Origin of the sequence: Roseburia sp. AF22-2LB (assembly GCF_003461125.1) — a bacterium.
Taxonomy (GTDB): Bacteria; Bacillota; Clostridia; order Lachnospirales; family Lachnospiraceae; genus Roseburia_C; species Roseburia_C amylophila.
Window position 1 is genome coordinate 185424 of the sequence record NZ_QTWM01000001.1, and the last position, 20582, is coordinate 206005.

The 20582-nt window shown below is 41.2% G+C and carries 17 protein-coding genes; 13 read left to right on the top strand and 4 right to left on the bottom strand.

Going from position 1 to position 20582, the window contains the following annotated elements:
* Window positions 1-40 precede the first annotated feature (40 nt).
* From DWX96_RS00870 to DWX96_RS00890, 5 genes are all read left to right on the top strand, one after another.
* Window positions 41-1348 carry a patatin-like phospholipase family protein gene (locus tag DWX96_RS00870; protein ID WP_118056606.1) on the top strand — a complete coding sequence of 436 codons (1308 nt, stop codon included), beginning with the start codon at window positions 41-43 and terminating at the stop codon, window positions 1346-1348.
* Between the two features lie 73 nt (window positions 1349-1421).
* Entirely contained in the window at window positions 1422-1811 is a 390-nt protein-coding gene (locus tag DWX96_RS00875; RefSeq protein ID WP_117698649.1) for a hypothetical protein, read from the top strand.
* 195 nt (window positions 1812-2006) lie between these two features.
* Complete coding sequence (locus tag DWX96_RS00880) at window positions 2007-4541, top strand: hypothetical protein (protein ID WP_117841364.1); 2535 nt, start codon at window positions 2007-2009, stop codon at window positions 4539-4541.
* A gap of 185 nt (window positions 4542-4726) precedes the next feature.
* On the top strand, window positions 4727-4981 hold the full coding sequence (locus DWX96_RS00885) for an HPr family phosphocarrier protein (RefSeq protein ID WP_117698651.1): 255 nt from the start codon (window positions 4727-4729) through the stop codon (window positions 4979-4981).
* Window positions 4982-5001: 20 nt separating this feature from the next.
* Window positions 5002-5484, top strand: coding sequence for a DUF6465 family protein (locus DWX96_RS00890; RefSeq protein WP_117698652.1), 483 nt, complete (start codon window positions 5002-5004; stop codon window positions 5482-5484).
* Between the two features lie 63 nt (window positions 5485-5547).
* On the opposite strand, the gene DWX96_RS00895 is transcribed toward DWX96_RS00890, so the two are convergent.
* From DWX96_RS00895 to murC, 4 genes are all read right to left on the bottom strand, one after another.
* Complete coding sequence (locus DWX96_RS00895) at window positions 5548-6735, bottom strand: ribose-phosphate pyrophosphokinase (RefSeq protein WP_022243630.1); 1188 nt, start codon at window positions 6733-6735, stop codon at window positions 5548-5550.
* Between the two features lie 71 nt (window positions 6736-6806).
* Complete coding sequence (locus tag DWX96_RS00900; RefSeq protein ID WP_117841363.1) at window positions 6807-7799, bottom strand: ATP-binding protein; 993 nt, start codon at window positions 7797-7799, stop codon at window positions 6807-6809.
* Between the two features lie 34 nt (window positions 7800-7833).
* Complete coding sequence (locus DWX96_RS00905) at window positions 7834-8862, bottom strand: DnaD domain protein (protein ID WP_118056605.1); 1029 nt, start codon at window positions 8860-8862, stop codon at window positions 7834-7836.
* Window positions 8863-9145: 283 nt separating this feature from the next.
* On the bottom strand, window positions 9146-10525 hold the full coding sequence (gene murC, locus DWX96_RS00910) for a UDP-N-acetylmuramate--L-alanine ligase (RefSeq protein WP_117841362.1): 1380 nt from the start codon (window positions 10523-10525) through the stop codon (window positions 9146-9148).
* Window positions 10526-10817: 292 nt separating this feature from the next.
* Here murC and DWX96_RS00915 point away from each other — a divergent pair, with 292 nt between their 5' ends.
* The 8 genes from DWX96_RS00915 to DWX96_RS00950 all read left to right on the top strand — a co-directional run bounded on the left by DWX96_RS00915 (window position 10818) and on the right by DWX96_RS00950 (window position 20579).
* Window positions 10818-12092 (top strand): glucose-1-phosphate adenylyltransferase, encoded by a 1275-nt coding sequence (locus DWX96_RS00915; protein WP_022243626.1) that lies wholly within the window; start codon window positions 10818-10820, stop codon window positions 12090-12092.
* Window positions 12089-13207 carry a glucose-1-phosphate adenylyltransferase subunit GlgD gene (gene glgD / locus DWX96_RS00920; RefSeq protein WP_117698654.1) on the top strand — a complete coding sequence of 373 codons (1119 nt, stop codon included), beginning with the start codon at window positions 12089-12091 and terminating at the stop codon, window positions 13205-13207. The genes DWX96_RS00915 and glgD overlap by 4 nt, the downstream gene beginning before the upstream one ends.
* Before the next feature lie 39 nt (window positions 13208-13246).
* Complete coding sequence (gene spoVG / locus DWX96_RS00925; protein ID WP_117698655.1) at window positions 13247-13516, top strand: septation regulator SpoVG; 270 nt, start codon at window positions 13247-13249, stop codon at window positions 13514-13516.
* A 435-nt stretch (window positions 13517-13951) separates the two neighbouring features.
* Window positions 13952-14704: a sugar phosphate nucleotidyltransferase gene (locus DWX96_RS00930; RefSeq protein WP_022243623.1), complete on the top strand. Its 753-nt coding sequence runs from the start codon at window positions 13952-13954 to the stop codon at window positions 14702-14704.
* A complete protein-coding gene (gene pth / locus DWX96_RS00935) occupies window positions 14692-15252 on the top strand; it encodes an aminoacyl-tRNA hydrolase (protein ID WP_117698657.1) in 561 nt (186 codons plus the stop codon). Before DWX96_RS00930 ends, pth begins: the two co-directional genes overlap by 13 nt.
* Before the next feature lie 12 nt (window positions 15253-15264).
* A complete protein-coding gene (gene mfd / locus DWX96_RS00940) occupies window positions 15265-18813 on the top strand; it encodes a transcription-repair coupling factor (protein ID WP_118056604.1) in 3549 nt (1182 codons plus the stop codon).
* 75 nt (window positions 18814-18888) lie between these two features.
* A complete protein-coding gene (locus DWX96_RS00945) occupies window positions 18889-19986 on the top strand; it encodes a peptidyl-prolyl cis-trans isomerase (RefSeq protein ID WP_158561805.1) in 1098 nt (365 codons plus the stop codon).
* Window positions 19987-20075: 89 nt separating this feature from the next.
* Complete coding sequence (locus DWX96_RS00950; RefSeq protein ID WP_117946148.1) at window positions 20076-20579, top strand: shikimate kinase; 504 nt, start codon at window positions 20076-20078, stop codon at window positions 20577-20579.
* Window positions 20580-20582: the final 3 nt, after the last annotated feature.

Here is a 20582-nt window from a genome sequence, read left to right on the forward strand (position 1 = left end):
AGAAAGGCAGAAGCCGGGAGATAACCGGAGGAGGACTTATATGAAACGTGGAATTGCATTAAGTGGAGGCGGTACGAAAGGCTCTTATGAACTGGGAGTCTGGAAAGCATTAAATGAACTTGGTATCGATTATCAGATTGTAACCGGAACATCCATAGGTTCCATTAACGGAGCCTTAATGGCAACGGGAGATTATGACAGGGCTTATGAACTATGGAGCACCATAACCATGGAAGATATGATGGAGGATGGAATCAATCTGACGGATACCATAGAGGGCATGTATGACCAGAGAGAGGCAATTGGTCCATTCCTGAAAAAATATATAAAGAATAAAGGTGCAGATATTTCACCTTTTACTGCTTTTATTGAAACACTGATAGAAGAGGATAAGATTCGGAAATCAAAGACAGATTTTGGATTGGTTACGGTGGAATTTCCGTCTTTAAAACCCTGCGAACTGGCAAAGCGTGACATTCCGGAAGGACTTATGAAAGATTATATTCTGGCATCTTCTGCAATTTTTCCATTATTTCCGATGCATAAAATCGGAGAGACAACGTATCTGGATGGATGCTATTATGATAATCTTCCGATTGACCTTGCTATCCGAATGGGAGCACAGCAGATTATTGCTGTTGATTTACATACATCACCGGCACACGATGCCTATGCAAAGCGGCCGTATGTAACTTATATCAAGCCAAGCCGCTCCCTTGGAACCATGATGAATTTTGACCATGCTCTTTTAATGGCAAATGCCAGAATGGGATACCAGGATACCATGAAGGTTTATGGAAAATATTATGGCTATGTATATACCTTTGAAAAGGAATCCATGGAGAAATACCGCAGGGCAATGGATCACTTTTTGTATCGGATGACAGAACTGGATTTACTGGTAAGGGATGAAATGCCGGTAAAACGTTTTGCTAAGAAAAGCGAATTTAATAAAGTACATACACTTCTGGCAGAACGAAGTGAAAAGGAGAAAATGTCACCGAGGGAATATTTCCTTGCAGCGGCAGAAATCTGTGGAGAGGTATTTGATGTAGATGCAGCAATTGAATATTCCATGGAACATTTTGTGGAAACACTTCATAAGAAGTTGGCAGATGCAGAGTTGAGACAGGTGACAGAATGTATCATTGCACATAAATTAAGGGAGCCGGCAGGACTGATTGCAGAGGTTAAAAACTTTGGAAAAGAAATGCTGGTAGCTGCGGCTGCATATTATGCGGCACAACAGGACACACTGACGTCAAAAGAAATTCTGAAACTGCATGCCATGTTCCCAAAGGAACTGACAGCGGTATTATTTCTGATGTCGTTGGAAACAAACAGATAACAGCATTTTTGCCGTCAACAAACAGTCTCTGCTGCATATATTATACTGATGAGAATCAGGAGAGAAGGAAACATTGGATTATAATCAGGATATTTTCTTTAAGATGCAACAGCAGCAGATGCCAGGCAAACAGCCCTTTTACATGACAAATCCAATCCAGAATCTTTACATGACGGAGTTAGAATATCAGAGGGATTTAGACCGCATGAAAGAGATGTATCCGCTGGAGATAAGAAAAGTGCAGGAGCTGGTGGAAGAAGAATGCGATAAGATGGAATATGAGGGAAGTCTCATGTTTGACGAGTATCCGGACCGGCTGATGTTGCGGCAGATTTGTAAGAGAATCCGTGATAAGGCGGGACTTGGGGAAAGCCGGGAAGGAATGGATGCTCCGGAAATTCTTCTGTTTCATGAGATGTTTTACCGCAGATGCCGTTACAGACGCTGCCGCAGATGCTGGTAGCGGATAATAAAATAGAGGTTGAGCTTTTGCAAAAAAGGAATTACAATATAGCTGTCGTTTTTTGATGGCTATATTGTTTGTTTACGTGAGTAGCGAGAAAAATCGCATGCCTGCATGCAGATTTGACGAGCACCGCGATAACTCGAGAAACTCGCAAAGCGTGTTTTTCGTAGTTTAGGAAGATGAGGAATACAGATGAATAAAGGAATGATTCGGGCACTGGTGTTAGCAGGTGTGTTTCTGGTATCAACCGTAGTGTTTAGCTTTTTGACAAATAAAACAAATCCCGATATGACAACAGAACTGGAGGAGGCAACGCTGCCGACTGTCCAGCTTTATTATAAAGAGCAGAAAATCAATGAACTCTACGGGTATGTAGATGAAATGAATGCAGTTTACATGAGGGACAGCATTACGCCGATTGATACGGACAGGCTGCTTCCAATCCGCGTTCAGAATGGAAGCTATGCAGTGGATGAACTTTCCTATGAGATCCGGAGTATGGATACTAAGCGTCTTATTGCAGATGCGAAGGTAGATAGTTATTCCCAGAAGAATGGAGTGATTACAGCAGACCTTCCGATTCAGAATCTTCTGGATTCCAATGCAGAATATCTGTTGATTATACATTTACTGCATGGGGATGATACTTTAAATTATTATACAAGGATTATTGAACCGCAGGATTGTTATGTGAAGGAAAGCATTGATTTTGCAAAAGATTTCCATGAAAAAACATTTCAGGAGGATGGAAGCGGCTCTCTGGCAACTTATATGGAACCGGATTCTTCTGCGGATAATACCACACTTGCCAATGTCAGTATTCATTCCACACTGCGACAGGTAACATGGGATAAATTCAATGGGACCGTTCTGACGGACCCATCGGTAAGCATCAAAGAAATCAATAATTCCTATAATGTAATTCTATTGGATTATGTAGTGACGGCAACCGGAGATAATGGGGAACTGGAATATTATAATGTAGAAGAATATTACCGTGTCCGTTATACCAATGACCGGATGTATCTATTGAATTTTGAGAGAACCATGGATGAAATTTTCCGGGCAGAGAATGATGATTTTTATGAGAATTATTTACAGCTTGGAATATGTTCGTCCGATGTGGAATATAAGAGTAATGAGACAGGAAGTATTCTCTGTTTTGTAAAAGAAGGAGAACTCTGGTGTTACAATGCGACAGAAAAAAAGCTTTCCCAGGTGTTCAGCTTCCGTGGTTATGAGGGGATTGATTCCAGGGAAAATCATAAGGAACATGATATCCGGATTATTAAGGTGGATGAAACAGGAAGTGCTGATTTTGTTGTGTATGGTTATATGAACAGGGGAAACCACGAAGGTCAGGTGGGTGTAGGTGTTTATCATTATGACAGCGTGGCAAATACAGTAGAAGAGGAACTGTTTATACCATCCACCCACTCTTACGAAGTGCTGAAATCAGAACTGGGACAGCTGATGTATGAAAATGAAAGTGGAATGTTCTACATTATGATGGGTGGGACACTGTATGAGATTAATCTTGCTACTACCAAAGAAAAGGAAGTAGTCAGCGGATTTGAAACAGGAAATTATGCGGTATCAGAGAATAACCAGTTTGTTGCTTATATTGCAGATGGCAACAGTGACAGCGGTTCGAAAATTACTGTTCTGAATCTGGAGAATTCGAAAAGCTTTGAAGTGGCAGCGGCAGCAGGAACGTATATCCGGCCACTGGCATTTATGGAAGATGATTTTATCTATGGAGAGGCAGATGACAGTGATGTGTATACAGATTCTGCCGGAAATGTACAGTTCCCGATGAATCATATTTATATTGTAGATACGGATGATGAAGAACACGGAGTGTTAAAAGATTATCATAAGGATGGATATTATGTAGCGTCTGTAGAAGTTGTGGATTATACTATTTATCTGAACCGGGAACAATATAACGGTATGGCTTATGTTCCGGCAGAACAGGATACGATTATGAATCGTGAGGGAGATTCTGCAGAAGTAGTCAGCATTCACAGTACGGTAACGGAACGAAAACAGACGCAGCTGCAGCTGCAATTATTACAGGAAGAAGAGATAAGCTCGGATCGTCTTCTGACTCCGAAACGGATTGTATTGGAGTCACCGAGAAATGTGAATCTGAAAGAGCCGGAAGAGACAGATTATTATTATGCTTATTCTGCCGGAAGAGTAGTGCTGGCAACAGATAATGCGGCAAAAGCCATTGCAGTGGCAAATGATAATGTGGGCGTTGTGGTAGGAAGCAGACAGCAGTATATCTGGAAGAGGGCAAGAAAATCTTCCCAGTCACCACTGACGATTACAATAGGTGATGCAGACGCATCCGGAACAACGATAGCAAAAGCAATCAATGGTATGCTTTCGATGCAGGGATTAAATGTTGGTGTAGGAGAATTGATGACATCCGGAAATACACCAAAACAAATTTTAAAGGATACCCTGCAGGACTCTGTAGTCATTGATTTGACCGGAAGCGATCTGGATGCAGTGTTATATTATGTCAATCTGGGAACACCGGTATTTGCCATGAACAGTGGAAGCGAAGCTGTATTGATTACAGGCTATGATAACGCAGGAGTCTATATTTATAATCCGGCAACCGGTGCAACAGAGAAGATGTCAATGACGGATGCACAGAATTTATTTGATACAGCAGGTAATGTATATTTTGCTTATATGAAAATGGCAGAATAGGGATGCAGGCAGAGACAGGCGTGAAAAAGACGCAAAAAACGTATAAAATTGCCTAAAAAAAGCCGAAGTTTTTTGGCAGTTTCGGTATTAGTGCTGTATTTTCACAAAGTCTATTGCAAAATCTGTTCGTGTAGGATATATTAACTTTTGTACTAATTGTACTACTTAGAAGCGAGGAAGATAACATGAGTAGAAAAGAAGTTACAGTTTCAAACGTTTCAAAAAAACACGATAATCCAATTGCAGAGTTGGTTCAGGTTGCCTGCCAGTTTGACAGCAATATTACTCTGGAAAGTGATAACCGTAAAATTAATGCCAAGAGCATCATGGGAATTATGGCATTTAATCCGTCCAAAGGAATGACGGTTAACATTGTTGCAGAGGGAAATGATGAAGAAGAAGCCCTATTAGCAATGGAGAAGTTTTTAGTGTGTGATTAATTTTCAGGGAGGGAATTATAATGCAGAAGAGACCAGTTGAAAAAGCAGCCGAAGTAAAGGCAGCAGTAAAAGCTACAGAGACAAAGGCAGTAGTTAAGGCAGAAGAGGTTAAGGCAGAAGCAAAAGAAGTTGTAGCGAAGAAAGCAGAAACCGTAGTAAAGAAAGCGGAAGAGACAGTTAAGAAGGCAGAGGAGACAGCAAAGAAAGCAGAGACAACTGTAAAAGCAGCAGCAAAGACTACCGCAAAGAAAGCAACCAAGAAAGCAGCGGCTAAGAAAACTACTAAGGTAGAGAAGAAAGAACTTGTACCGGAAGTATTTGTTCAGTTTGATGGTAATGAAGATGTTGTTGCAAACGTGATTGAGAGAGCAAAAGAAGCTTTCACAGCAGACGGACACAGAGCATCCAGCATCAAGTCTTTAAAGGTTTATTTAAAACCGGAAGAATATGCAGCATACTATGTTATAAACGATACATATGCAGGCAAGGTTAACTTATTCTAGTTTTATTTTGCCCATGATATTAAAATGGCTTCGGAATTCCGAAGCCATTTTTGCTGTTGTTATTTATTTCTTTTTCTGATTAGCTTTATATTTCTTTATAAGCTTCTGGATACGCTCGTTTGGATCTAAGAGCTCGCTGATAGAAGCATCATGATTCAATGTATCAATAATATAAGCAATATATTTGCTCATGTCACAGTTGATATAATATGGACGGCTTAAAAGCTCCGGAGTCTGATAAGTCAGGTTGGTGGTAACTACACGGTAGATAGTTCCATCTTCTACAGCTTTATCGAATTTTTCCAGACCATTGGTGAAAAGTCCGAAGGTTGCAACGACAAAGATTCTGTTTGCTTTTCTCTTCTTTAGTTCGGTTGCAACGTCAATCATGCTTTCTCCGGAAGAAATCATATCATCGATAATCAGAACATCTTTTCCTTCTACGGAAGAACCTAAAAATTCATGTGCGACAATAGGGTTACGTCCGTCAACAATTCTGCTGTAATCACGACGTTTGTAGAACATACCCATATCCAGACCAAGTACACTGGAAAGATAAATTGCACGTCCGGTACCACCCTCATCCGGGCTGATAATCATCATGTGGTCAGAATCAATCTGTAAGTCAGGAACGTTTTTGCAGATACCTTTGATAAACTGGTATGCAGGCTGAACAGTTTCAAAACCACCCTTTAAAGGAATTGCATTCTGGACACGAGGGTCATGTGCATCAAATGTAATAATGTTGTCAACGCCCATGGCAACCAGTTCCTGTAAAGCCAGTGCACAGTCTAAAGATTCCCTGGTGCTTCTTCTATGCTGGCGGCTTTCATAAAGGAATGGGATGATAACAGTAATTCTTCTTGCCTTGCCGCCAATTGCAGCAATAATTCTCTTTAAATCCTGATAATGATCGTCTGGGGACATATGGTTTGTCTGACCGCACAGAGAATAAGTAAGGCTGTAGTTGGTGACATCAACCATAAGATAAAGGTCATAACCACGAACAGTTTCTTTGATCATTCCCTTTGCCTCGCCTGAACCAAAACGAGGGGTAACTGCTTCAATGATATAAGAATCACGTTTGTAGCCCATAAAAGCTGCATCATTCTGGTGCTGATGCTGTCTTTCGTCTCTCCATTTGACAAGGTATTTGTCAACTTTTTCTCCTAATTCCTGGCAGCTCTGTAATGGAATAATTCCAAGAGAACCAGTAGGAAGGGTTTCTAAGTTTCTTTCACTGTTTGACATGAATAGGTTCCTCCATAGAAATAATTTATCTTATATAGTTCAATAGATATAGCATCTAATTGAATGCGTAATTAATGCAGCTTTTTCTTAAGCCGGATATCGTCCCCAAAAAGCTTGATCATCGTATAGCTGCTGAAGATGCGGGAGCAGATACGCTCGGAATATACATCAGCAAGCTGGTCGATACTTAAATTCGTAGAAATCAATGTTGATTTCTGACGCAGCATACGTTCGTTCAGACACAGGAAAAGCCGGGATGCCGTAAAGGAGTTGGCAAGTTCGGTTCCAAGGTCATCAATGATTAAAAGATCACAGTCGAAGATATTCTGCCCGGCAGCAGAAGCTGCAGCGTCCTTCTGGAAAGTGTCCTTTTCAAATATATCAAATAATTGGAAGGCTGTAAAATAAATAACGGAATGTCCTTTATCTAAAAGCTCTTTGGCAACGCAGTTTGAAAGAAAAGTCTTACCGACACCGGTTGCTCCATAGAAAAAGAGATTTTCAAAAGAGGTATCGAAATGCTCAATAAAGGACTTACAGTCTGCAACAGCTTTTTTTGCAGTATCATAAGCAGATAATCCGGTTGTGGGATTTATCTGCTCTTTGGAATAGTATGCATAAGAGAAATTCGAAAAATTCTCTTTGGCTAAAATATCTTTTACATTAGACTGCGTATAGACTAAATCAATGGCAGCCTGTACAAAACAATGACAGCGTTCATTCCCAATATAACCGGTATCCTTACAGTCCTTACAGGTGTAAACCGGTTCCAGATAATCAGCCGGATAACCCAGAGAAGCAATCAGATTCTGTTTCTCCCTGCGAAGAGCAGCAAGCTGTTCTTTTAATGAAGAGAGAACAGAGGAATCTTCTGCTCCATCATCAGATAAAAGCTGTTTTGCACTTGCTACTGAGATGGAAGAAATCTCGTTGTCTATTTCTGTAAGGCGCGGACATTTTCCGTAGACTTCCTGAATGCGTTCATCCAGAAGATGCTGATTGTGAAACTGTCTGGCATTATATTGCCGGATTAAAGTATCGTATTGTGAATTATTAAGAGACATGAAATGCTCCTTTAGTATTCCTGAAAAAAGTGTCTTAATTATTTAAGAGCTGTTTTTCAAGCTGTTCAAAATTATAGGTACGCTGTGAAAAATTGTTAAACCGGTTGGCGGCAGTCTTGTTTACGGTGACATTGCGGGAAGAAGATGCCTTGCTTTTTTTGTAAGCAGTGTCTAATATAGCAATATCCTCTAAATGGTGGATATTGCATTTATGCCAGTTCTCTAAGATGGTATCGGCATACTGGAAGCTTGGCTGATTTGTCGCCTGCAGTGTCCGTTTGCATGCCTCGGAAATGATATCCAGTGTAAATCCAAACTGGCTGGTCCATTTATCTACCAGTTCAAGTTCGTATTCAGCCAGTTTTCTGCCGCTGATTCCAAATGCCTTCATGACACCATAATGTGTCTGCTTATAGGCACTGGAAGAACGTCTGGCATCCTCCGCAGTACGGATAGAAGAAGCAGACCAGGAAAGGGCAATCTTGTCCATATAGCGGATGCTCTTATGACCGTTGTCCACACAGGATTCTACCAGATATTCAATCAGGTCTGTGGAGAATTTCAATTCATCTGACCAGTAAAGAATGGTTTCATAATCCTTGATGGACAAAGGATGTCCGATATAGCGTTCAATAATGAATAATAAATCACTGGAAGCCTCATCGTTCTGGAAAGACAGAATCTGGTCTTTCGTATAGGATGGACGGATATCTACAGAAGATACTTCCGTAGGCTTTTCCACATGTTCAGAATCCTGCGTAACCGCAGAAACAGGCTCACACAGGCAGATGCCGGTAAGCTGTTCGCTGGAATTATATTCTAACTGGAGTAAGTGTTTCTTCTCCCAGTATTTTAAGGCACGTTTAATATCCTTTTCTGTATGGTCAAATTTATCAGCCATCTTAGAAATGGAAAAATTCTCAGCTGCGTTGATGCAGCGGAGTAAATATAAATAAATTTTTACAAATTCTCCATTGGCATCTGCCATATACTCATCAATAAAGGTATTGGATACGCAGGTAACCGTGGATTTGCTTTTCGTATGTAATGTTATGTCTGTCATAAGAACTCCCTCTTTCACCGACCACATTATAGCATATGAATCTAAAATTGAGAAGTCTTATTTTAACCAAAAATCCAGTAAAATCAAGGGTTTCCACATTTGCACAGAATTGTGAATAATGTGGATAACTTTCTTTTGAAAGTGCATTATGGTAACTGAAATGGGAGCAGTTTGGCGGTTAATGCAGATAGAATGGTGATTTTCAAAAATACATTATGTAAACAAAAAAATCCACATCCATAATTCACAAAAATGTGAATTACGATGTGGATAATGTGGATAACTACTGCTGAAGCAGGTGTTCTCCTATAAGATACACGTCTCCGGCCCCCATAGTTATCAACAAATCATTGTTTATGCATTTTTCCGATAAAAATTTTTCAATCTCATCAAAAGACGGGAAGTAATAACTTTCCTGACCGTTTTTCTGAAGCTCTGCCAAAAGGTCTTTGGAAGAAATTCCGATCGTATTTTTCTCTCTGGCTGCATAGATGTCTGCAAGGACTACAATATCTGCCATGGAAAGTACCCGGGCAAAATCACTTAAGAATGCCTTGGTTCTGGAATAAGTGTGTGGCTGGAAAACGCAGATAATCCGTCCGTGTGGATAATTCCGGGCTGCGGTTAATGTAGCAGCTACTTCAGTCGGATGATGGGCATAATCATCGATAACGGTGATACCGTTCTTTGTTCCTTTGTATTCAAAACGACGTTTGGTGCCGCCAAACTGAAGCAGTCCCTTTTTGATAACATCCAAAGGAAGACCGAGATTTAAGCAAAGCGCAATGGCAGCCAGTGAATTGGAGACATTATGCTTGCCTGGAACACTTAAGGAAACGGTTCCTAAGTCTTCGGTTTTGTGCATCAGAGTATATGTGCCGCAGGCATGGTCATTATAAGTAATATTTTTAGCATAAAAGTCATCGTTTTCGCATAAACCATAAGTAGTGACGCTACAGGACAAATTGTTGGTAATCTGATCTAAAGCTGCAATCTGGCCGTTGATGATTAATACACCATCATGTGCAGTATTTCCGGCAAATTCATGGAAAGAACGGCGGATATCATCGATATCTTTGAAGAAGTCGAGATGCTCAGCTTCCACACTGGTGATGATACTGTATTTCGGATGAAAATGCAGGAAACTGTTGGTATATTCGCAGGCCTCGGTAATGAATACTTCTGAACCACCTACGCGGATATTTCCACCGATTGCTTCTAAGATACCACCAACACTGATTGTAGGGTCAGCCTTTGCAACAAGAAGAATCTGTGAAATCATGGATGTGGTAGTGGTTTTTCCATGGGTACCGGCAACTGCAATGGATTTCTCATAGTTATCCATAATCTGTCCAAGCAGTTCTGCACGGGAAAGCATTGGAATACCGGCATCTACGGCTGCTTTAAATTCCTCATTGTCCTCGCGGATGGCAGCAGTATAGACAACCAGTGCAGGACGGATGGATAAGTTAGATGCTTTCTGGCCAATGTAAATGGCTGCGCCTTTTTTTGCAAGGCTGTCGGTAAGCGCAGACTGCTTTGCATCAGAACCGGAAATGGTAAAACCTTCTTCCAGCAAGATTTCTGCAAGACCACTCATACTGATACCGCCAATACCGATAAAATGTACATGAATAGGTTCTTCAAAATTTAATGAATACATAATTCTTTACCTGCCTGACTTATAATTTCGTTTCTTGAGAAAAGATTTCTTCCTAATATTATAACCATATGCAGGGAATTTGCAAATCTATTTTGTCTGTCAGGAAAAAAGAATGCAAAATAATGGAGGTGATTTTGTAAAAATGACAAGAAATGTTTGAAAATTGTCTAAAATGACTAAAATTTGCGAAAAAAGATAAAATAATTATACAAAATGCTGTACAACATATGGGCAGTGTGTTATACTTTTGTTATACCAAAATGACCTGATTTTATGACGAGAGGTGAATGACGTGATTAAGAAAGAAATGATAGCCATGCTTTTGGCGGGCGGACAAGGAAGCCGTCTTGGAGTATTAACTTCCGGTGTAGCGAAGCCTGCAGTCGCATTTGGAGGAAAGTATCGTATTATCGACTTTCCATTGAGCAACTGCATCAACTCAGGTATTGATACCGTCGGAGTGCTGACACAGTATCAGCCATTGAGATTAAACAGACATATTGGAATTGGAATTCCGTGGGACTTAGACCGTAATAACGGAGGAGTAACGGTTCTTCCACCATATGAGAGAAGTGATAACAGTGAATGGTATACTGGTACAGCAAATGCGATTTACCAGAACCTGAAATATATGGAGACTTATAATCCGGATTATGTGCTGATTTTATCAGGCGACCATATTTATAAGATGGATTATGAAGTAATGCTTGATTTCCATAAGGAAAATAATGCAGACGTAACAATTGCAGCAATGCCTGTTCCAATAGAAGAAGCAAGCCGTTTTGGTGTGGTTATAACAGACGAAAATAAAAAAATTAAAGAGTTCGAGGAAAAACCGGAACATCCGAGAAGTAACCTCGCATCCATGGGAATATACATATTCAACTGGAAAGTATTGCGTGACAGTTTAATTGCTATGAAGGATCAGAGTAATTGTGACTTCGGAAAGCATATTATTCCATACTGCCATGAGAATGGAAAGCGTTTATTTGCTTATGAATTCAATGGTTACTGGAAGGATGTTGGAACACTTTCCTCCTATTGGGAAGCAAATATGGAATTGATTGATCTGATTCCGGAATTTAACCTTTATGAAGAATACTGGAAGATTTATACCAAGAGCGATAATGTAGCTCCGCAGTATCTTGCAGCAGAGTCAAAGGTTGATACCAGCATTATCGGAGAAGGTGCTGAAATTTATGGAGAAGTGCAGAATTCTGTAATTGGTGCAGGAGTCCGGATTGAAAAGGGTGCGGTGGTACACAATTCCATTATCATGAAAGAATGTGTGATTGGAGAGAATACTGTGGTGGAGAAATCCATTATTGCAGATAAGACCATTGTTGGAGCAAACTGCCACTTAGGCGTAGGCGAGTATGCACCAAGCACATTGAATGAAAAAGTATATGCATCTGATCTGGTTACTATCGGAGAAGATTCTGTAATACCAGACGGAGTTTCAATTGGAAAAAATACAGCGATTTCCGGAGTAACGGAACCGTCAGATTATCCAGATGGAATGTTAGCAGGCGGTGGAGCTATTATTAAGGAAGGTGACAGAATATGAAGGCATTAGGATTAATTTTAGCAGGTGGAAACAATCATCGTATGCAGGAACTTTCCAGCAAGCGTGCAATTGCAGCAATGCCAATCGGTGGAAGTTACCGATGCATTGATTTTGCATTGAGTAATATGAGCAACTCACATGTTCAGACCGTTGCAGTGCTGACTCAGTATAATGCACGTTCTTTAAATGAACATTTAAGCTCATCCAAATGGTGGGATTTCGGGAGAAAACAGGGAGGTCTTTATACCTTCACTCCTACCGTAACCGCTGACAACAGCTGGTGGTACAGAGGAACTGCAGATGCAATGTACCAGAACATTGATTTCTTGAAAAAACGTCATGAGCCATATGTAATTATTACAGGTGGTGATTGTGTATACAAGCTGGATTACAATAAGGTATTGGATTACCATATTGAGAAGAAAGCTGATATAACTGTTGTGTGCAAGGATATGCCGGAAGGCGCAGATATCAGCCGCTTTGGTGTAATCCGCATGAATGAAGAATCCAGAATCACAGAGTTTGAAGAGAAACCTATGGTATCCAGCTCTAATACAATTTCTACCGGTATTTATATCATCCGCAGAAGACAGCTGATTGAAATGTTAGAGCGGAGCGGTCAGGAAGACAGATGGGATTTCGTTACAGATATTCTGATTCGTTATAAGAATATGAAACGAATTTATGGATATAAAATGGAAGATTACTGGAGCAATATTGCAACAGTAGATTCATATTACAATACAAATATGGATTTCCTGAAACCGGATGTGAGAAATTACTTCTTCCGTGAGACACCGCATATCTATTCGAAAGTAGATGATTATCCACCAGCAAAATACAATGCAGGTTCTGATGTGAAGAACAGCCTGATTTCCAGTGGATGTATCATCAACAGTAAAATAGAAAATTCTGTATTGTTTAAAAATGTGTTTGTAGGAAAGAATTGTGTAATCAAGAATTCCATTATTCTCAATGACGTATACATTGGAGATAATACGCATATTGAAAACTGTATCGTGGAAAGCCGTGGAACGCTGAAAGCCAACACGTATTATTGCGGTGACGACGGAGTAAAGGTTGTACTTGAGCGCAATGACAGATATGCACTGTAGGCAGAAGACTTAAGAGAAAGGCGTGAAGGGGGTAACATAATGCAGATTACAGATGTAAGAATACGTAAAGTTGAAAAAGAAGGTAAAATGAAAGCTGTGGTATCTATTACCATAGATGAAGAATTTGTTGTACATGATATCAAGGTGATTGACGGAGAGAAGGGACTCTTCATTGCAATGCCAAGCCGCAAGGCTGCTGATGGGGAATACAGAGACATTGCACATCCAATTAACTCAGATACCAGAAATAAGATACAGCAGATTATTTTAGAAAAGTACGAAAGTGAAATCGCAGCTGAGGAGGCGTAACACGTACATAGAATAAGGAAGACGAGCAGGCTGTCACAGAAATGTGGCAGCCTGTTTTTCACACTTCTTTTTTTGAACAATTGATAGAATGAAGTATAAATATGCCGTGGGGCAAATGAGAAAGCATGAAAAAGACTGTTAGGAGCACTTGGAATTTCGGGCGAAAACAGACAACGCCGGCACAGGGAAGTGCCGGCGAGGAGCAAGCAACATGGATGTTGATTTGCGCCGGTTGTCAGAACTGATAAAAATTTTTTCAAAATTCTTAGTGCTCCTTATAGTCTTTTTCGCTTTTCCATTTGCCCCACGGCAGATTTACATTGTCATCTATTTCATATTTTGGAAAAAAGGATGACAAATTTCTGAGAAAGAAGTATACTAAAATGTAACAGTATTTTCGGCAGAAAGCCGGAGAGGAATAAAGAGGATAAAAATATGGAAGCATTAAAAGCGGTAATATTGGCAGCTGGAAAGGGAACCAGAATGCAGTCAGACCTTCCGAAAGTAGTGCATACAATAGACGGAAAGTGTCTGGTAGATTATGTAATTGAAGCGGCAGAAGGAGCAGGAGCGGAGGATATCTGTCTGGTGGTAGGCTATAAGCATGAAGAGGTAGAGAATACCATTTCACATAAAGATGATGTAACATTTGTACTGCAGGAGCAGCAGCTTGGAACTGGTCATGCGGTAAAATGTGCCAAGGATTTTCTGGGAAAAGATGGACATACACTGATTCTTTTTGGAGATGCGCCACTGATTACATCTGCAACCTTAAAGCAGCTTTTGGAGCATCATATCCAGCATAAAAATGCAGTAACCGTATTGTCAGCAACGATAGATGACCCGACCGGATACGGAAGAATTATCCGCAATGAATCAGGAGAATTTATAAAGAGCGTAGAACATAAGGATGCAAACGAGGAAGAGTTGAAATCCCATGAGATTAATTCCGGAATGTATGTGTTTAATACCTGGGAATTATCACAGGCATTGGATAAGATTCAGCCGAATAATGCACAGGGTGAATATTATCTGCCGGATACGCTTACGATATTAAAGGATAAAGGACTTCGTGTAGATGCATTTGCACTGGAAAGCCCGGAAGACATCAATGGAGTAAATGACCAGAAGCAGTTAGAATCAGCTGCAGAAATCATCAGAAGAAGGAAGAAAGAATGTACATTATAGCGGGACTTGGAAATCCTGGAAAGAAATATGAACATACCAGACATAATGTTGGCTTTGATGTCATGGATGTACTGGCAGAAAAATATAATATAAGGATGGACGAAAAAAAGTATAAAGCAATCTGCGGCAAAGGAATGATCGGAAGTGAAAAAGTTGTTCTGGTGAAGCCACAGACTTTTATGAACTTAAGCGGAGAAAGCATCGCTGAAGCAGTAAATTTCTATAAAGTGGATCCGGCCAGTGAATTGTTAGTGATTTTTGATGATATCAGCCTGGCACCGGGAAGAATACGGATTCGTAAAAAAGGCAGTGCCGGCGGACACAATGGAATTAAAAATATCATTGCGCAGGTGGGAACAGAGCAGTTTGCTAGGATCAAGGTAGGTGTCGGTGAGAAACCACAGGGCTGGGATTTGGCAGACCATGTCCTTGGCCATATGGATAAGGCAGACCGGAAACTGGCAGAGGAAGCATTTTTAGATGCGGTATCTGCGGTAGAACTGATTGTCGATGGAAAAATCGAACAGGCAATGAATGACTATAATTAAAGGAAGAACATTATGAATGTATTTTTGCAGCCCCTTTCGGAACTGGAAGAATTGCAAAATGCCTTAAAGCAGCTAAAGAGCAGTCCGGGTATCGTTCAGATATCCGGATGCATGGATGCGCAGAAGGCACATATGGTATTTGCGGCGAACGATGGTTTTAGAAATAAAATCATCGTTACTTTTAACGAGCAAAAAGCAAGGGAAATCTTAGAAGATTATCGTTTTTTTGACAGGGAGACTCTCTATTTCCCGGCGAAGGATATTTTATTTTATCAGTCGGATATCAGAAGTAATCAGCTTACCGGAGAGCGGATTGCCCTGTTAAAACGTTTATCCGAAAAGAAGCCGGTTACAGTGGTATTGACTTTTGACGGACTGATGAACCGGATGGCAGGACTGGAAGCCTTTAAAGAAGCGGTGCGTACTTATAAGGTGGAAGACGAATTAGACTTTGAGGCAGAGACAAAGCGGCTTTTGCAGATGGGGTATGTGCGCAATTATCAGGTGGAAATGCCGGGAGAATTTGCGGTGCGTGGAGGAATCCTTGATATATATCCTCTGACGGAAGAAAATCCGCTGCGTATTGAAATGTGGGGAGATACCATTGATTCCCTGCGAAGTTTTGAGGCAGAGAGCCAGCGTTCCATAGAGAATCTGGAAGAGATTACGTTGTATCCTGCAACGGAACTGGTGCTGACGGAAGAACGGAAGCAGGCAGGCTTAAAGAAAATCCGCCAGGAAGCGGTAAAAGCAGAAAAGAAGTTCCGCGAGCAGATGAAAAATGAAGAAGGCCATCGCATCAAACAGACGGCGGCTGCATTGGAAGAAGAGATAGAAGAATTAGGTGGTGCAGCTAATTTGGACAGCAGTCTTGCATATTTCTTCCCGGAGGCGGTAAGCCTTTTGGACTATTTTGGCAAGGACGAGACTCTTTTAGTCCTGGATGAACCTGCCCGGCTGATGGAAAAGGGCAGAGTGACAGAGCAGGAATTTGAAGAGAGCATGAAGCAGCGCTTGGAGAAGGGTTATATCCTGCCGGGACAGACAGATACGCTCTTTACCGGAAAGGAAATTACTGCGAAGATGCAGAGTTTCCACGGACTTGCACTGGCAGCACTGGATATGAAGGTGCGGGAGTTAGACATTACGAACCGTTACCATATTCAGGTGCAGGGTGTGAATTCCTATAATAACAGCTTTGCAACGCTGGTGAAGGATTTAAAGAATTATAGGAAAAACGGATACCGGGTCGTTGTATTATCCGCATCTAAGACAAGGGCAGAGCATCTGGCGAAGGATTTACAGGAAGAAGAGGTAAGCTGTTATTATGCCAAAGATTTTGAACGGGAATTGCAGCCGGGAGAAATCTTAACTGCCTATGGAAAAGTAAAACGTGGATACGAATACCCGCTGATTAAATTTGCGGTTATCACAGAAAGTGATATATTCGGGCAGGAAAAGAAGAAACGGAAGAAACACCGCCTCTATGAGGGAGAAAAGATACAGAGCTTTCGTGACCTTCATGTAGGTGATTATGTGGTACATGAAAATCACGGCCTTGGCATTTATCGTGGAATCGAGAAAATCGAAGTCGATAAAAAAGTCAAGGATTATATCAAGATTGAATATGCCAGGGGAGGCAATCTTTATATTCTTGCAACCCAGCTGGAACTGATTCAGAAATATGCCGGTTCCGATGCCAAGAAACCAAAACTAAACCGGCTGGGCAGCCCGGACTGGGATAAGACAAAAACCAGAGTGCGTGGTGCGGTAAAAGAAATTGCCCACGAACTGGTGGAACTCTATGCTATCCGGCAGAACAAAGAAGGCTATGTCTATGGTCCGGATACTGTATGGCAGAAGGAATTTGAAGAGATGTTTCCATTTGAGGAGACAGAAGATCAGGAGCTTGCCATTGAAGCAACCAAGAAGGACATGGAAAGCACCAAGATTATGGATCGTCTGATTTGCGGAGACGTAGGATATGGCAAGACGGAGGTGGCAATCCGTGCTGCCTTTAAGGCGGTGCAGGAGGGAAAACAGGTAGTTTATTTAGTACCGACCACAATCCTGGCGCAGCAGCACTATAATACCTTTGCCCAGCGGATGAAAGATTTCCCGGTAAGAGTAGATTTGCTTTGCCGTTTCCGCAGCCCAAAAGAGCAGAAGAAAACCATCGAAGATTTGAAAAAAGGCATGGTGGATATTATTATCGGAACCCACAGAGTGCTTTCTGAGGATGTGAAATTTAAGGATTTGGGACTTCTCATTATCGATGAGGAGCAGCGTTTTGGTGTGGCTCATAAAGAGAAAATCAAGCAGATGAAAAAGGATGTGGATGTGCTGACTTTAACGGCAACACCAATTCCAAGGACATTGCATATGAGCCTTATCGGAATCCGTGATATGAGTGTTTTAGAGGAGCCGCCGATGGATCGTGTGGCAATCCAGACTTATGTCATGGAATATAATGAAGAAATGGTGCGGGAGGCAATCTGCCGGGAATTAGCAAGAGACGGACAGGTTTATTATGTATTTAACCGGGTAAACCAGATTGCAGAAATGGCAGCGAAAATTTCAGAACTGGTGCCGGATGCCAATGTGGCATTTGCCCACGGACAGATGAAGGAACGGGAACTTGAGGATATTATGTATCAGTTTATCAACGGAGAGATTGATGTGCTGGTATCCACAACGATTATCGAGACGGGGCTTGATATTTCCAATGTAAATACCATGATTATTCATGATGCGGATAATATGGGACTGTCACAGCTCTATCAGCTTCGCGGAAGAGTAGGACGTTCCAACCGGACGGCATATGCGTTCTTAATGTACCGCCGGGATAAAATGTTAAAAGAAATCGCAGAGAAACGTCTGGCTGCAATCAAGGAATATACAGACTTAGGAAGCGGCTTTAAGATTGCCATGCGGGATTTGGAAATCCGTGGAGCCGGAAACCTGCTGGGTGCCCAGCAGAGCGGACACATGGAGGCAGTCGGTTATGACCTTTACTGCAAGATGCTCAATGAGGCTGTCAAACAGGAGAAGGGAATCGGAGTGGAAGAAAGCTTCGATACAACAGTAGATGTGGAAATGGATGCATTTATCCCGCCATCCTATATTCCAAACGAGACACAGAAACTGGATATTTACAAACGAATTGCAGCCATTGAAAATGATTCGGAAAGTGATGAGATGCTTGATGAGCTGACAGACCGTTTTGGAGACCCGCCAAAATCAGTGACAAACCTTCTTTCCATTGCATTGATAAAAGTGCTGGCGCATCAGGCGTATATGAAGGAAGTGGTAGAGCGTGGCAATACGGTGCGTTTTGTCATGTATGAAAAAGCTGCGGTGAATCCGGCAAAAATACCGGAACTTCTGTCAAAATATGATCATGCGTTGAAATTTATCCCGGATCAGAAAGGACCGTATTTTGTGCTGAACCGGGGAACTAACAGCCGGACAGCATCAGGCAGCAGTATCGACTATATCCGCCAGTTTGTGTTGGATGTGCAGACGATTTTAGTAGAAAAAACCATAAAAAAGGATGCTTAACTGCATAAAAATCTTGCGGCATGTACGAAAAAGCACTATAATAGAACGATGATAAATATTTTGGAGGAACGTGATATGAGATTTAAGAAATTCACAGCACTTGCATTGGCAGTTGTTACTGCAGCTTCCGTAGCTATGACAGGATGTGGCAGCAGAATCGATGAAGATGCAGTTGTTGCTACATTAGGAGATAAAGAGATTTCACTTGGACTTGCCAACTTTATGGCACAGTATACAGCAGTATCCTATGACAGCTATATTACCATGGGATATGCTAAGGAAAATATGTGGTCACAGGATTTATCCGGAAACGGTAAGACTATGCAGGATAATGTAAAAGATGGAATCCTGACACAGATTCAGACCGATTATCTCTTAGAAGACCATATGAAAGACTATGGTGTGGAAATAACGGATGAGGAGCTTTCTGATATTGATACTGCAGCACAGCAGTTCATGGATGATAACAGTAAGGAAGCAATCAGGACCATGGGTGCCAAGAAAGAATATGTAGTAGAAATGCTTCGACTGAACCTGATTCAGAAGAAGATGCATAATGCAATCATTGCAACTGCAGATACCGAAGTTTCTGATGAAGAAGCGGCACAGAGAACCTTCAGTTATATCAAGGTTTCTACCGAGGCACATTATGATGACAGCAAGAATTATGTGGAATATACCGATGATGAGAAGGCAGAATTAGAAAAAACTGCAGAGAAAATCGCAGAAGAAGCGAAAACCGATTTTGATGCAGCAGCAACAGACAACGGATATACTGTAAGCACTTATTCATACGGCAGTGATGAAATCGGTGAAGATGGAACAGCAACCGGAAGTATGGATGCATCCGTTATTACAGCAGCAGATGCGTTAAAAGAGGGAGAAATTTCTTCCATGATTTCCGTAGATGGAAAAGGATATTATGTTATCCGCTTAGACAGTGAATTTGACCGTGATGCAACCGACAAAGAGAAAGAAACAATTGTTTCCCAGCGTCAGTCCGATAAATATACTGAAGTATGCGACAGCTACAAGGAAGAAAAAGAATGGACGGTAAATGATGATGTATGGGCAGCTGTTAACTTTGATAAGCTCTATACCATCAAGAAAACAGATACAGAAACAGAATCTGTAAGTGAGACAGAGACAGCATCAGAGGCAGCAACAGAATAATTGCAGAAATTACAAAGTGACAAGAACATAGAGAAGCAGAAAATTTATTTTTCTGCTTCTTTTCTATCACATAGATACAGGAGTATGGAATGAAAGACAATATCGTATTAATCGGAATGCCGGGAGTAGGAAAAAGTACTGTAGGTGTCGTATTGGCGAAGGCATTAGGCTATAATTTTGTGGATGCAGATTTAGTCATCCAGCAGCAGACCGGAAAGCTTTTGTGTGAGCTGATTGCAGAGCATGGAACAGAAGGATTTCTTGAGATTGAGGATGAGGTAAACAGCAGCATAGAAGGACATAAAGCAGTCATTGCTACCGGAGGCAGTGCAGTATATTGTGCAAATGCCATGGAGCATTATAAAGAAATTGCAACCGTACTTTATCTGAGTGTATCTTATGAGACATTAGAAGAGCGTCTTGGTGATTTGAAAAACCGCGGTGTGGTATTGAATGATGGCCAGACGCTGAAAGATTTGTATGATGAGAGAACTGCATACTATGAAAAATATGCGGATGTAACAGTAAATGAAGAGGGATTGTCAATTCGTGAAACAATCGATGCAGTCAAAGAAAAACTCGGGATGGAATAAAAG

Coding starts and splice junctions, on each gene's coding strand:
- DWX96_RS00870 (WP_118056606.1), top strand. CDS start 41: ATGAAACGTGGAATTGCATTAAGTGGAGGCGGTACGAAAGGCTCTTAT.
- DWX96_RS00880 (WP_117841364.1), top strand. CDS start 2,007: ATGAATAAAGGAATGATTCGGGCACTGGTGTTAGCAGGTGTGTTTCTG.
- DWX96_RS00885 (WP_117698651.1), top strand. CDS start 4,727: ATGAGTAGAAAAGAAGTTACAGTTTCAAACGTTTCAAAAAAACACGAT.
- DWX96_RS00890 (WP_117698652.1), top strand. CDS start 5,002: ATGCAGAAGAGACCAGTTGAAAAAGCAGCCGAAGTAAAGGCAGCAGTA.
- DWX96_RS00895 (WP_022243630.1), bottom strand. CDS start 6,735: ATGTCAAACAGTGAAAGAAACTTAGAAACCCTTCCTACTGGTTCTCTT.
- DWX96_RS00900 (WP_117841363.1), bottom strand. CDS start 7,799: ATGTCTCTTAATAATTCACAATACGATACTTTAATCCGGCAATATAAT.
- DWX96_RS00905 (WP_118056605.1), bottom strand. CDS start 8,862: ATGACAGACATAACATTACATACGAAAAGCAAATCCACGGTTACCTGC.
- murC (WP_117841362.1), bottom strand. CDS start 10,525: ATGTATTCATTAAATTTTGAAGAACCTATTCATGTACATTTTATCGGT.
- glgD (WP_117698654.1), top strand. CDS start 12,089: ATGAAGGCATTAGGATTAATTTTAGCAGGTGGAAACAATCATCGTATG.
- spoVG (WP_117698655.1), top strand. CDS start 13,247: ATGCAGATTACAGATGTAAGAATACGTAAAGTTGAAAAAGAAGGTAAA.
- DWX96_RS00930 (WP_022243623.1), top strand. CDS start 13,952: ATGGAAGCATTAAAAGCGGTAATATTGGCAGCTGGAAAGGGAACCAGA.
- pth (WP_117698657.1), top strand. CDS start 14,692: ATGTACATTATAGCGGGACTTGGAAATCCTGGAAAGAAATATGAACAT.
- mfd (WP_118056604.1), top strand. CDS start 15,265: ATGAATGTATTTTTGCAGCCCCTTTCGGAACTGGAAGAATTGCAAAAT.
- DWX96_RS00945 (WP_158561805.1), top strand. CDS start 18,889: ATGAGATTTAAGAAATTCACAGCACTTGCATTGGCAGTTGTTACTGCA.
- DWX96_RS00950 (WP_117946148.1), top strand. CDS start 20,076: ATGAAAGACAATATCGTATTAATCGGAATGCCGGGAGTAGGAAAAAGT.